13 protein-coding genes are annotated in these 12,097 nt (G+C 59.1%); 4 read left to right on the plus strand and 9 right to left on the minus strand.

Features of this window, described 5'->3' with window-relative positions; translation table 11 throughout:
• Positions 1-46: 46 nt before the first annotated feature.
• The 3 genes from ACM6IQ_RS06520 to ACM6IQ_RS06530 are packed head-to-tail and all read left to right on the plus strand — an operon-like array spanning position 47 to position 3,193.
• On the plus strand, positions 47-280 hold the full coding sequence (locus ACM6IQ_RS06520; RefSeq protein WP_017340839.1) for a PP0621 family protein: 234 nt from the start codon (positions 47-49) through the stop codon (positions 278-280).
• Positions 270-1,859, plus strand: coding sequence for a sensor histidine kinase (locus ACM6IQ_RS06525; RefSeq protein WP_414878314.1), 1,590 nt, complete (start codon positions 270-272; stop codon positions 1,857-1,859). Before ACM6IQ_RS06520 ends, ACM6IQ_RS06525 begins: the two co-directional genes overlap by 11 nt.
• Positions 1,856-3,193: a sigma-54-dependent transcriptional regulator gene (locus ACM6IQ_RS06530; RefSeq protein ID WP_017340841.1), complete on the plus strand. Its 1,338-nt coding sequence runs from the start codon at positions 1,856-1,858 to the stop codon at positions 3,191-3,193. Before ACM6IQ_RS06525 ends, ACM6IQ_RS06530 begins: the two co-directional genes overlap by 4 nt.
• Positions 3,194-3,212: 19 nt before the next feature.
• Here ACM6IQ_RS06530 and thiO read toward each other — a convergent pair whose 3' ends face one another.
• Genes thiO through ACM6IQ_RS06565 form a run of 7 tightly spaced genes read right to left on the minus strand, consistent with a single transcriptional unit; the run spans position 3,213 to position 9,979 of the window.
• Positions 3,213-4,313: a glycine oxidase ThiO gene (gene thiO / locus ACM6IQ_RS06535; protein WP_017340842.1), complete on the minus strand. Its 1,101-nt coding sequence runs from the start codon at positions 4,311-4,313 to the stop codon at positions 3,213-3,215.
• Positions 4,314-4,369: 56 nt separating this feature from the next.
• Positions 4,370-4,768: a type IV pilin protein gene (locus tag ACM6IQ_RS06540; RefSeq protein ID WP_414878315.1), complete on the minus strand. Its 399-nt coding sequence runs from the start codon at positions 4,766-4,768 to the stop codon at positions 4,370-4,372.
• A 14-nt stretch (positions 4,769-4,782) separates the two neighbouring features.
• Entirely contained in the window at positions 4,783-7,872 is a 3,090-nt protein-coding gene (locus ACM6IQ_RS06545; protein WP_414878316.1) for a pilus assembly protein, read from the minus strand.
• A complete protein-coding gene (locus ACM6IQ_RS06550) occupies positions 7,859-8,338 on the minus strand; it encodes a PilX N-terminal domain-containing pilus assembly protein (protein ID WP_017340845.1) in 480 nt (159 codons plus the stop codon). Before ACM6IQ_RS06550 ends, ACM6IQ_RS06545 begins: the two co-directional genes overlap by 14 nt.
• A gap of 11 nt (positions 8,339-8,349) precedes the next feature.
• Complete coding sequence (locus ACM6IQ_RS06555; RefSeq protein ID WP_414878317.1) at positions 8,350-9,063, minus strand: PilW family protein; 714 nt, start codon at positions 9,061-9,063, stop codon at positions 8,350-8,352.
• On the minus strand, positions 9,060-9,509 hold the full coding sequence (gene pilV, locus ACM6IQ_RS06560) for a type IV pilus modification protein PilV (RefSeq protein WP_017340847.1): 450 nt from the start codon (positions 9,507-9,509) through the stop codon (positions 9,060-9,062). The genes ACM6IQ_RS06555 and pilV overlap by 4 nt, the downstream gene beginning before the upstream one ends.
• The gene (locus ACM6IQ_RS06565) at positions 9,506-9,979 is read right to left on the minus strand and encodes a GspH/FimT family pseudopilin (protein ID WP_017340848.1); all 474 of its coding nucleotides are present in this window, start codon (positions 9,977-9,979) and stop codon (positions 9,506-9,508) included. Before ACM6IQ_RS06565 ends, pilV begins: the two co-directional genes overlap by 4 nt.
• A gap of 131 nt (positions 9,980-10,110) precedes the next feature.
• On the opposite strand from ACM6IQ_RS06565, the gene ACM6IQ_RS06570 reads away from it, so the two are divergent.
• The gene (locus ACM6IQ_RS06570) at positions 10,111-10,659 is read left to right on the plus strand and encodes a GspH/FimT family pseudopilin (RefSeq protein WP_414878318.1); all 549 of its coding nucleotides are present in this window, start codon (positions 10,111-10,113) and stop codon (positions 10,657-10,659) included.
• Here ACM6IQ_RS06570 and ispH read toward each other — a convergent pair.
• Positions 10,636-11,583 carry a 4-hydroxy-3-methylbut-2-enyl diphosphate reductase gene (gene ispH, locus ACM6IQ_RS06575; protein WP_214378885.1) on the minus strand — a complete coding sequence of 316 codons (948 nt, stop codon included), beginning with the start codon at positions 11,581-11,583 and terminating at the stop codon, positions 10,636-10,638. The two genes, ACM6IQ_RS06570 and ispH, sit on opposite strands and share 24 nt — an antisense overlap.
• Positions 11,584-11,659: 76 nt before the next feature.
• Positions 11,660-12,097: an FKBP-type peptidyl-prolyl cis-trans isomerase gene (fkpB, locus tag ACM6IQ_RS06580; RefSeq protein ID WP_193393009.1), complete on the minus strand. Its 438-nt coding sequence runs from the start codon at positions 12,095-12,097 to the stop codon at positions 11,660-11,662.

Below are 12,097 nucleotides of genomic sequence, written 5' to 3' on the forward strand. Positions count from 1 at the left end.
TGTCCTTGGCTAAACTGCAGAATCACTCGTCATAAAGCAGCTCACCATGCTTCGTCTATTGTTCTGGATCGCCCTGATTGCCGTTGCGGTATGGTTCTGGCGCAAGTTCAAGGCTCAACCCTCTGTGCCCAAGTCCTCTGCCGAACTGGAAGCAGCGCCCATGGTCCGCTGCGCCCAGTGTGGCGTCCACCTGCCCCGCGACCGCGCGCTGAGCCTTCAACAACAATGGTATTGCAGCCAGGCTCACCTTGAGCAAGGCCCAAGCACCCGTGATCGCTGAGACGTCCAGTCCCGGCAGCAAACAGGCCCAGCGACTGCTGCGCCTTTATCATCTCTACCGTTTAAGTGTCGGCATCACCCTGGTGCTGCTGATCTCCAGCAACCTCGACAACCAGTTGCTGACCTATTCCAATGACGACCTGTTGCGCAGTGGCAGCTGGTTGTATCTGGTCCTGAACATTCTGCTGGTGGTCTTCCTTGAGAACACCCGCCGTCCGGCACAACTGTTCAGCCTGGCGCTGATCGATGTCCTGCTGCTGTGCGGCCTGTTCTATGCCGCCGGTGGTGTCGCCAGCGCCATTGGCAACCTGCTGATCGTCTCGGTGGCCATCAGCAATGCCTTGTTGCGAAGTCGTATCGGCCTGCTGATTGCCGCCGTCGGCGCACTCGGCATCGTCGGGCTGAGTTTTCTGCTGAGCTTCAGCCATCCCGCCACCCCTAACGATTACCTGCAAGTCGGTACGCTCGGTGCGCTGTGTTTTGCCGCGGCATTGCTGGTGCAAGGGCTGATCCAGCGGGTGGAAGTCAGCGAAACCCTCGCCGAGCAACGGGCCAGTGAAGTCGTGGGCCTGGAAGCCCTCAATGCGTTGATCCTGCAGCGCATGCGCACCGGCATCCTGGTGCTCGACGAACAGCGGCGAGTGCAACTGGCCAATCACAGCGCCCAGGCCCTGCTGGGCCGGGACAACCTCGAAGGCCGAAGGATCGATGACTGCTCACCCGCTCTCGTCGAGCGCCTGCAACTGTGGCGGAATAACCCGACGCTGCGCCCCCAAAGCCTGAAAATCACCAGCAGCGGCCTGGAATTGCAACCGAGCTTCATTGCGCTGGACCAAAGCCCGCACCACCAGACCCTGGTGTTTCTCGAAGACCTCGCGCAAATCGCCCAACAGGCTCAACAACTGAAACTCGCCGCCCTTGGCCGCCTGACTGCCGGTATCGCCCACGAAATACGCAATCCGCTGGGCGCCATTAGTCATGCCGCCCAGCTATTGCGGGAATCCGAGGAACTGAACGGCGCGGACCGACGTCTGACCCAGATTATTCAAGATCACTCTCAGCGTATGAATCGGGTTATCGAAAACGTCCTGCAACTGTCCCGCCGCCAACAAACCGCGCCGCAACGGCTCGATCTGAAGCCGTGGCTGGAACAATTCGTTGCAGAAAGTCGCGAAGGCGCGCTCGACCGCCAAAAAATTCATCTGCATATCGGCTCGGGCGACTTCAAAACCCTGATGGACCCGAACCAGTTGACCCAGATTCTCGACAACCTGCTGCGCAATGCCTGGCGCCACAGTGCTCAAACCCATGATCAGGCGCAGGTCTGGCTTGATCTGTTCATCGACCCCGACACCCAGTTGCCCATCATCGAAGTGTTGGACGATGGCGCCGGTGTGGCGCCGGATCAGCAGGTGCATCTGTTCGAACCGTTTTTCACCACCAGCGCCCAAGGCACAGGTCTGGGGCTTTATCTGTCCCGTGAACTGTGCGAAAGCAACCAGGCCCGCCTAGACTTCAAGCCACGCCAAGGCGGCGGCTGCTTTCGCATCACCTTTGCTCACGGACGGAAACAGAGTTGAACACCAGCCCCCAGCAAAAAGTCCTGATCGTCGACGACGAACCGGATATCCGCGAACTCCTGGAAATCACCCTGGGACGAATGAAACTCGACACGTTCAGCGCCCGCAACCTTGGCGAAGCCCAGACCTTGTTGAAGCGTGAAACATTCGATCTGTGCCTGACCGACATGCGTCTTCCGGACGGCACCGGCCTTGAGCTGGTGCAACACATTCAGCAACGCTATCCCCAACTGCCGGTTGCCATGATCACCGCTTATGGCAACCTGGAAACGGCGATCAACGCGCTCAAGGCTGGTGCTTTCGACTTCCTGACCAAACCGGTGGACCTCGCTTGCCTGCGCGAACTGGTCACCAGTGCACTGCGTATGCCCGCGCCAGGCGCCACCGTCGATCGTCGTTTGCTGGGCGACTCGTTGCCCATGCGCAATTTGCGTAAACAGATCGACAAGCTGGCCCGCAGTCAGGCGCCGGTGTACATCAGCGGCGAGTCCGGCAGCGGCAAGGAGTTGGTCGCCCGGCTGATCCATGAACAAGGGTCACGCGCCAACCAGCCGTTTATCCCGGTGAACTGCGGGGCAATCCCGTCGGAGCTAATGGAGAGCGAATTTTTCGGGCATCGCAAAGGCAGCTTCAGCGGCGCCATCGAAGACAAACCCGGATTGTTCCAGGCAGCCCATGGCGGCACGCTGTTCCTCGACGAAGTGGCTGATTTACCGCTGGCGATGCAAGTCAAACTGTTGCGGGCGATTCAGGAAAAAGCCGTTCGCAGCGTGGGCGGGCAACAGGAAACCGTGGTCGATGTGCGCATCCTCTGCGCCACTCACAAAGACCTCGCCGCCGAAGTCGCCGCCGAACGCTTTCGCCAGGATTTGTACTACCGGCTCAACGTCATCGAACTACGTGTTCCGCCCTTGCGCGAACGCCGCGACGACATTGAATCGTTGGCCAGCCATGTTCTCATGCGTCTGGCAGCCCGCGCCGGCGAGCCCGCCACGAAACTCCAACCGCAAGCCCTGGAAGCGCTGAAAAACTATCGTTTTCCGGGCAACGTGCGCGAGCTGGAGAACATGCTCGAACGGGCTCACACTTTGTGTGAAAACAAGCAGATCGAAGCCAGCGACCTGCGACTGGCCGAAGGCAACTGCACCGCAGACAGTGGGGTGCAGGACCTGACGCAGATCGACAATCTGGAGGTCTATCTGGATAACGTCGAACGCAAACTCATCCTCCAGGCCCTGGAGGAAACCCGCTGGAACCGCACGGCGGCGGCTCAGCGGTTGAATTTGTCGTTTCGGTCGATGCGCTACAGGCTGAAGAAATTCGGGTTGGATTGAGGGATCTTTTGATCTGCTGTCAGATCCGCCCGGCTGGCGCATACGGCGCCGGATCAATGATCGGCGCCCTGCCCAACATCACATCCACAAACAACTGGCACGACGCCGGCGCCAGCACCAGCCCGTTGCGGTAATGCCCGCAGTTGAGCCATAACCCATCGAACCCCGGCACCCGGCCGATGTAGGGAATCCCCTCCGGCGAACCCGGTCGCAGCCCGGCCCAGTGCCCGACCACCTCCGCCTCCGCCAGCGCTGGAATCAGCTCCACCGCAGAAGCCTTCAGGCTCTCCAGCGCAGACGCGGTCGGTGTCTTGTCGAAGCCTTCATGCTCCAGCGTACTGCCAATCAGAATGTGGCCATCCCGGCGAGGAATCGCGTAACGCCCCTTGGCCAACACCATGCTCGGCAGGAAGTCCGCCGCGCACTTGTACAGAATCATCTGCCCTTTCACAGGCTCGACCGGCAGCTCCAGCCCCAGGCTTTTGAGCAAATCACCACTCCAGGCGCCAGCCGTCAGCACCACTTGATCACCGTGGATGGCCCCCGTCGAAGTCTGCACGCCGACGACGTGATCGCCTTCACGAATAAACCCGCTGACCTCGCACTGCTCGTGAATCGTCACGTTCGGCAGCGCCAGCAAAGCAGCCTTGAGGGATTTCACCAGCCGCGGATTGCGCACATTGGCCACGTCGGCCATGTAGATCGCCCGAGAGAAACCGGCGCCCAGTACCGGCACGGCATCGTGCGCCGCCGAGATATCCACAGCCCGCAGCGGACGGTTTTCCCGCTCGGCCCAGGCGAGCGCCTCGGCCTCATCATCCAGATCCAGCCAGTACAGACCGGTGGTGTGAACCTCGGGATCAACCCCGGTCGCGGCAAACAGCCGCTCGCCCAGCTGTGGATAAAAATCCTGGGACCAATGGGCCAGCGCGGTGACCGCCGGACTGTAGCGCCATGGGTAAAGTGGGGAAACGATGCCTCCGCCCGCCCAGGACGATTCCTGACCGACATTCGAACGGTCCAGTAGCACAACACTCTGCACTTCGGACGCGAGATTGAACGCCGTCATCAAGCCAATCACACCGCCGCCGACAATCACCACTTGCTGTTGCATGGTCATGTTCCGATCCAAACCTTAAGTAGACAGAGGGCGCAAAAGGCGCCCGAAAAAGAAACTCAGCGTCCCCAGCAATCCTTGGTGGTCAGCCCGGTCTTTGCTCCGACCATGCTTCTGACACCGGTGTTGGTGATAGTGAAGTCGCCACACTTGTCAGTGGCCATGCTGCCGGCCTTGCGTGTCGCGGTCAGCAGGAAGGTCTGGTCGGTCAGGGCCGGGGTGATCGTGTAATAGTCATTGCCGGTGCTCAGGCCGGTGGCACCGGTGTAGACATTACTCTTCGAGTAAAACCGTTCGAGAATTTGCGCCTGCTCGGAGAGCAGACCCGCCACTTCAGCCCGACGCCCCTTTTTCACGTATTCGGTGAGGCTCGGGTAGCCAATGGTGATGACGATCCCGATGATCGCAATCACGATCATGATTTCGATCAGGGTAAAACCTCGGTTGGATCTGCGCATGCCTCAACTCTCACTTACTGAATTTGTCGCCACATGATGCGACGGCTGCCGCCGCCGCCTTTTTCAACAAGCCTGACCACCGCACCACTGGTATCACCCAAGAACTTACCAGTTCCACCGTTGACGATGGCGTTCAACATCGGAATACCGCCCGTAGAGATCACACCACTGGACAACACATCGTTGCTGTCGACTAACCCGTCGCCGTTGGTGTCGAGTACCGCGTAGTTGAGCATCTTACCGCTGAACGCATCCAGTTCGACCAGTTTGCCGGTGCCGAAACTGGCGCAAGGGTCCGTGGTGTCGACGTTGGCGGTGGTAAATACGATTCGCCCCAGCACCAGAGACGCCTGATTGATCACCCGCTCACCGGTCAATACGCTGTTATAGACCAGAGGCAAGTACCAGCCCTTCTCCGACGGATAAGTCACTTCGCTCTGGCTGGTAGTGATGAACTGTCCCGAGCTTCCCGAGAACACGCCCGTCACCGACTGGATCTGCAAACTGGCCGTGGTGATCTGCCCGGAACCGCCCTCCGCATCCCACACCGCATAAAACGCCTGCAAATCCTTGTTCGTCTTGTCGATGGTCTCGTTGAATTTGCCGGTGCCGAAAAACACCACTTTGCCGCCCAGGGAGTTGTCCGCCAGCAATGGCTGCGCGGTGATCGGCTGCGTGGCACCACCTGCTGCGGTGAACAGCGGCTTGCCGGAAAACGCTACGCCCCAGGTGTCCGTGCTGGCGCCGCTTAAATCAAATTTCCACAGCCTTCCTTTCAGGTCGCCACCATAGGCGGCCTGCACCACATTCTGCGAGTTGACCTTGAGCTTCACCGACGACAAGCCGTTGGTAGTCTCCGTACTGTCGACCACGATTTTCTTGATCAGCGACCCATCAAGGACATCCACCACGTACAACGCTGCCACGCCCGAGTTGCTGCCATAGCCGTTGGAGATGAACGCTGCCCACCGCCCATTCGACAAGCGTGCCACTTCCGGACGGGCGTAGGCATAACCCAGATCATTGAAAACATTCGCCGGATCTGCAGTCGCGGGAGCACTGATTTCCCACAACGCCTTGATCACGTTACTGGGCGACGCGTCGAACAACTGCAGCGCGTAAAAAGTCTTGCCACCCGCCCCGGTCCCGCCGAGCGCCAGGGTTTTCCAGGCGCTGTTAAGTTGTGCATCGAATACGCCGACCTGACCGTCGACCAGAAACTTGTGGCTGACGCCGTTGATGTAAGCGGTATCGGCGATATAGCGCAGCGATGGCAAGACACTGGAAGGCATGTAGGCATAGCGCCTGGCACCGTTACCGTTGTCGATGACACTGACAAAACCGTCATTGCCGTTGACCACCAGGCTACTTTTCATGTTGATGGCTTTTGTAGCCAGATAGGTGCTGTAGCTGGTGTCGCCCGTCAGGTCGGACGCGGTTTTTTCCGTCGGCGAGGCCAGCACCAGTGGCGAGTTGATGATATCGCCGAGCAGCACACTGCGCACTTTCAAGCCGGTTTTGTTGGTGCCTTTGCTCCACTCCACCAGATCGGCGCCGGTGATACCGGTGGGCAGGCTCTGGCCCAGCAGCGTCTGCTGCGCCGGGGCAAAATTGGTGAAGGCCAAAGTGATCGGCGCGTTGCTCGCAGAGTTCCAGGATTGGTAAACGGGCGCGGTGGCGCCGGGGACGATGGCCGTGTCGGTAGTCCAGAGCACCGCTGCGGTATTCACCGAGCCGGTGGCGGTAATCCCATAGGACTTGATCGCACCTCGCCAGTCCTTGGGGTCGTAGCTGGTCTGATAGTAGGAGGAACCGACACCGACGATGGAACTGCTGGTGGTGCCACTGCCGCCGGATCCAGCCTTGGACGTGATTTCGCTCAGAGCGGAGGACAGAGCGGTATTGAGTTCGTCGCTGTCGGTCGCCTGATAATACTTGCCCTGCCCATACGTGGCGGCATCTTCCAGCATCTTGTTAGCGGTCGTGAAACCAACGGTGTAGGTATTCATGTTTTGCTTCTGAAAGTCCGGAGAGTCCCAGCTTTTTTTCGACAAATCGACACCCGCACCGCGCATGTCGATGTCGAAGGCGAATTTGGCAATGTCGTCCAGAAAAAGGGAGTCCCCCTCTTTATCGCCAGTCAGGGGATTATCGCCATCGTTACTGATCCTGTCCCAATTGGGCAGTCGGGGGCCATTGGTGGCAATTGCCTGCGGGTCATTGCCGGGAAAAGTCCGATCAAACGTGGGTAAACCATCGGTGACGACCACCCCATAGTTTTTCTGGCAACGATACTGAATCGGGCTGCTGTAGGTGCTGGGCGTACCGTTGTAATACGGTGTAATCCCGCGCATGTAACGGGTGACTTCGTAGTAGGCTTCGGCCAGCGGAGTATTCGCAATGGCCCTCAAAGCGCCAATCGAGTCAGTCAACGCTTTGGCTTTTGCATCCGTGGTCACGTCATCGATGGGAAGAGCGATGTAGCCGCCGTTGCCGCTGTTGTTACTGGTTACGCCATTGAAAGTCGCCAGCCCCATTCGAAGCGTGCGGTTGGTGTTGACCAGATCGATGGCAACACTGCGTGCAACACTGATACGAGATTCGGTGGGAATGCTTGAGGTGGCCGTCGAAAAATCGGTGTTCCGACCATTGGCCAAGCTGACGACGTAGGAAATATAGGCAGCGGAGTATCGCGTATCGCCGTTACCTGCCGGATCGGGCAATTTGATGCACAAGGGCGTGAAACTGTTGTTGTAGAACGCGTTGTAGCCACTGGAGCAGCCCGATCTCGGGAGGCTTGAAAGAAATACCAAGTCGTCGGTGATGGCGGGTGAATTCGAGCTGAAGCAAGACCCCAGGAAAAGATTGCACTCCCTCGCCGGTGTCCAATTGGTGGCTGTCGGATCAAATTTCGGGGCATAAATGATGCTGTTCATGCTCCCCGAATTATCAATCAACAACATCACGTTTGGCGGCACTGCGGCAGCGCTCAACAGCGGTGAGTCGGAGGGTGTGAATGCATACGCCGGCGCTGAAAGATAAAGCCCTGACAACATGCCACACAACAGTCGCCACCACCCGGCGCGTCTTTCAGTACTTCGCATAAATACTCTCCACCACACTGCGAACGTTATTGCCGACGATGGCCACTGCCGTGACCCGATAAAGCGTCGCAGAGGTGTTGCTCGGGACATTCACCGCGTTCAACGTGGTGCCGATGTTCTGCACCCCGTAGAAACCGTTGGCGGCGGCGATCCAGGTGACCCCCGAAGTGGAATTGAGACCGGCAGCCGTGATGGTCGATGACTCGGCGGGCGGCAAACATTGATTGCCGCTGCAAACCGGCAACGTATAAGTACTCAGTTGCACCGCACTTTCACCGATGCGCAACGCAGCTTCGGCGATCTGGAACGACTGATTGCGCAGGGTCACGCTGGTGGCCATTTTTTCCTGGAGGGTGGCGTTCTGCATCGATGAAATGCCGATCAGGGTCAGCAACAGTAGGAACACCAGGCTGACCAGCAACGCCATGCCGCGCTGGGTGTGAGAGGTCACGGAAGAGAAATTCATCGGCCCTCCCCTCATGGCAGGCGGTTGCGCAATGCTGCAACCGCGTTGAAGGTTTGCTCGCGAACGCGACTGTCCGGATCTCTCAGCGTCAGTGTCAGGCGCACGCTACGGATTCGCGCAGGGTCGGATGGGTTGGGGCTGTAACTGGAAGCGGCGGTATCGGTGGCCGACGCAGCGAGACCGAAGCTCACGTCGAATTTGCTGACATTGTCGATAAGTACCGCCTGAGCCGGCGTCCCGATGCCAGTGCCCATCGTCAATTGCCCGTTCTTGAGGCTGTAGATCAGCCGCCGAATCGGAAACGCCAGCTGTCCCGTCGCAGGAGACTGCACATTGGAATAAGCCGTCGCCGTGTTTCGGCAATCGGAAACCACCGTCCAGGTCGGCGTACCGCCGCCTGCTCCCACATCGGCCGTCACCAGGGTCAGCTTGAGCGTGGCATTGTCCCAACTGATCGGCGCTACCTGGCTGAGATAAAAACTTCCCCCCGCGCTGGCATCGGTAATCGTCCCCAGGCAACCAAACATCCCCACCATGCGGATTTCCTGAATCATCTTGCTCAGCACGAAACGCGCATCTTCCTGTATGTTCGCCGCCGCGTTCTGACTGACGTAGGTGTTCTTGGCGGCGATAAAAACCTGCGCCACGCCGAGTACCACGACCAGGCTCAACGCCAGGGCGATCAGCATTTCGATCAGGCCGAAACCTCTGTTGAGCCGGCTCATGGCGTCGACACCGGATCGACCGCGGCACGACTGGTCAGCACAAAGCTGCGGCGGGAATTGGCGGTGTTGGCTGCCCGGGAGTCGTCCCAGGTGATGGTGATGGTGTACACGCGCTGATTGAGCGTGACGCTGCCCGTGGCGGTGCTGCCGAGGAAATTGACGATGTTGGAGGTGAAGTCGTACAGGTCCTGATCCCGCGCGACACTCAGGTTGCCCGACGTCGGCGGCGTGACGGTGTAATCGGCGCCGGAGTTGGCGCGGATGCGGTCCATCATGTCGTAGGCGATGAAACTGGCCTGGCTGGTCATCCGCGAGCTGTCGGTGTACTTCAGCGCATTGAGCTGAAACGCCGCCGCCCCCAACAGGCCCACGCTCAGAATCAACAACGCCACCAGCACCTCGATCAGCGTCATGCCCTCCTGTGCACGCTTGCTCCATCCCCTCATCCGCAACTTCCACCCAATAGAATTCGTCCGTTCAAACACACATTCAGCGTCCTGCTTTGCGCCCCCAGTACATAGCTGATCACCACCGTCGTGGACGGTGCCGACAGCCCCCCCAGATTGTTGAAATCGATGGCGGTCACTCCTGAGGTTAGTGTCAGAGTCGCGCCGCTGCTCATCGCTGGAACAACCCGCAATACATTGGCCGGCGTGCCAGTACTGTCGTAGACCGCCAGTTCCCCGGTCCAGACGCTACCGCCGGCCGTTGGCCGCACCCGGGTAGTAATGCCGCGGTCGATGGCTTCGAGTCGGGCGAAATTCAAAGCTCGCTGCAGATCGCCGATCTCGGTGTCTGCCTTGGTGCCTTGCACCGAACGGGTAAACGCCGGCACCGCCAGGGTAATCAGGATCAGAAAGACCGCGAGCGCGACCAGCAACTCGATCAGCGTGAAACCTTTTGTACGATGACCCATCGGTGCCCTCCGTTGCCGTCGGCTATACCTGCTGTTACACGCTAGAACATTCGACCGACAGATGTTCGGTTGTTTTGCCATTACTCGCGCAAGGATTGCGCGGGCCACCGCATTCCAGGGAGGGAGATTTCATGCGCCAGCAGGGTTTCAGTCTGGTTGAACTGCTCATGGGACTGATGATTGTCGGAATTGTTCTGCATTTGGTCAGTCCGGCGTTCGCAGCGCTTACGGAATCGAACCATCGAGAAGTAGCAGCGCAGTCGTTGATCAACGGTATACGCAATGCCAGAACCCTCGCTATCTCGCGCAATCAGAGCGTTGTGATTCACGGCATCAACGGCGATTGGGGTCAGGGCTGGCGAATCATTCTCGACATCAGTGGAAAAGGGTCGGAGGATCGCAGCAACCCGGTTGTGGTCGAGCACGCGAGCGGCACCGGGGTGCCGATTGTCGGCAATTGGTGGGTCAGGCGATACATACGTTTCAGCAGTCTGGGTGAGCCGCTGATGCCCAAAAAAGCTTTTCAAGCCGGAACGTTGCACCTTTGCGATGCTCGTGCGCCGGTGAGCCAGCTTCAGGTGGTGCTGGCCGCAACCGGTCGCGTCAGCCTGCGCAGCGATAAGACGGCACAGGCATTGTGCGAGAAAGGAGAAAAATCAAAGCAGCGAACGAACGCGTAACTCTTTAGGCATGGAGAACGTGATGTTCTCCTCACGACCGGCCAGCTCATCGGCACCGGTGGCGCCCCAGGCCTGCAGTTGCTGAATCACGCCACGCACCAGCACTTCCGGAGCGGAAGCGCCCGCGGTGATGCCGATACGCTCGACACCATCGAACCAGCTTTTTTGCAGGTCTTCGGCGCCGTCGATCAAGTAGGCCGGGGTGGCCATGCGCTCGGCCAGCTCACGCAGGCGATTGGAGTTGGAGCTGTTCGGGCTGCCGACCACCAACACCACATCGCATTCGTCAGCCAGTTGCTTGACTGCATCCTGGCGGTTTTGCGTCGCGTAGCAGATGTCGTCCTTGCGCGGACCACCGATCGCCGGAAAGCGCGTACGCAGGGCGTCGATGACGCGGCTGGTATCGTCCATGGACAGGGTAGTCTGGGTGACGAACGCCAGTTTTTCGGGGTTGTGAACCTGCAACGCGGCAACGTCTTTTTCGTCCTCGACCAGATAGATCGCGCCACCATTGCTGCCATCGTACTGGCCCATGGTGCCTTCGACTTCCGGGTGACCGGCGTGGCCGATCAGAATGCATTCACGGCCATCGCGGCTGTAACGCGCGACTTCGATGTGCACCTTGGTCACCAGCGGGCACGTCGCGTCGAACACTTTGAGGCCACGGCCGGCAGCTTCGGTGCGTACAGCCTGGGAAACGCCGTGGGCACTGAAGATCACGATGACGTCGTCAGGCACCTGATCCAGCTCCTCGACGAAGATCGCGCCGCGAGCACGCAGGTCTTCAACGACGAATTTGTTGTGTACCACTTCGTGGCGCACATAGATCGGCGGCCCGAAGACTTCCAGGGCGCGGTTGACGATTTCGATCGCCCGGTCCACACCGGCGCAGAAGCCACGGGGGTTGGCGAGTTTGATTTGCATGCTGTGCCTCGTGTCTTGCGCGCAAGAAAATTAAATCATTGCAGGAACCGGCTTGCCGGCTCCCACAGAAAAGCATCTACAGCGATTTGACGCTGATGATCTCGACATCAAAGGTCAATGTCTTGCCAGCCAGCGGATGGTTGAAGTCGATGGTCACTTGCTCGTCATCGAACTCTTTCACAACGCCAGGCAGCTCAGTATTGGCCGCATCGTTGAAGATCACCAGCAAACCCGGTGACAGTTCCATGTCTTTGAACTGCGAGCGCGGGATGATCTGTACGTTTTGCGGGTTCGGCTGACCAAAAGCGTTTTCCGGCTGAATCGTCAGCGTACGCTTGTCGCCCGCCTTGAAGCCGAACAGGGCCGCTTCGAAACCTGGCAACAGGTTACCGTCGCCGACCTTGAAGGTCGCCGGGGCTTTGTCGAAGGTGCTGTCGACGGTGTCGCCGTTCTCCAGGCGCAGTGCAAAGTGCAAGGTGACTTCCGTGTTCTGGCGGATGCGTTGCTCAGCCAA

This window comes from Pseudomonas sp. IT-P100, from assembly GCF_949767185.1.
GTDB classification, from domain to species: Bacteria; Pseudomonadota; Gammaproteobacteria; order Pseudomonadales; family Pseudomonadaceae; genus Aquipseudomonas; species Aquipseudomonas fluorescens_B.

What these genes read in the sequence shown, in the direction of transcription:
- ACM6IQ_RS06520 (WP_017340839.1), top strand. Translation starts at nt 47, where the DNA reads ATGCTTCGTCTATTGTTCTGGATCGCCCTGATTGCCGTTGCGGTATGG.
- thiO (WP_017340842.1), bottom strand. Translation starts at nt 4,313, where the DNA reads ATGACCATGCAACAGCAAGTGGTGATTGTCGGCGGCGGTGTGATTGGC.
- ACM6IQ_RS06540 (WP_414878315.1), bottom strand. Translation starts at nt 4,768, where the DNA reads ATGCGCAGATCCAACCGAGGTTTTACCCTGATCGAAATCATGATCGTG.
- ACM6IQ_RS06545 (WP_414878316.1), bottom strand. Translation starts at nt 7,872, where the DNA reads ATGCGAAGTACTGAAAGACGCGCCGGGTGGTGGCGACTGTTGTGTGGC.
- ACM6IQ_RS06550 (WP_017340845.1), bottom strand. Translation starts at nt 8,338, where the DNA reads ATGAATTTCTCTTCCGTGACCTCTCACACCCAGCGCGGCATGGCGTTG.
- ACM6IQ_RS06555 (WP_414878317.1), bottom strand. Translation starts at nt 9,063, where the DNA reads ATGAGCCGGCTCAACAGAGGTTTCGGCCTGATCGAAATGCTGATCGCC.
- pilV (WP_017340847.1), bottom strand. Translation starts at nt 9,509, where the DNA reads ATGAGGGGATGGAGCAAGCGTGCACAGGAGGGCATGACGCTGATCGAG.
- ACM6IQ_RS06565 (WP_017340848.1), bottom strand. Translation starts at nt 9,979, where the DNA reads ATGGGTCATCGTACAAAAGGTTTCACGCTGATCGAGTTGCTGGTCGCG.
- ACM6IQ_RS06570 (WP_414878318.1), top strand. Translation starts at nt 10,111, where the DNA reads ATGCGCCAGCAGGGTTTCAGTCTGGTTGAACTGCTCATGGGACTGATG.
- ispH (WP_214378885.1), bottom strand. Translation starts at nt 11,583, where the DNA reads ATGCAAATCAAACTCGCCAACCCCCGTGGCTTCTGCGCCGGTGTGGAC.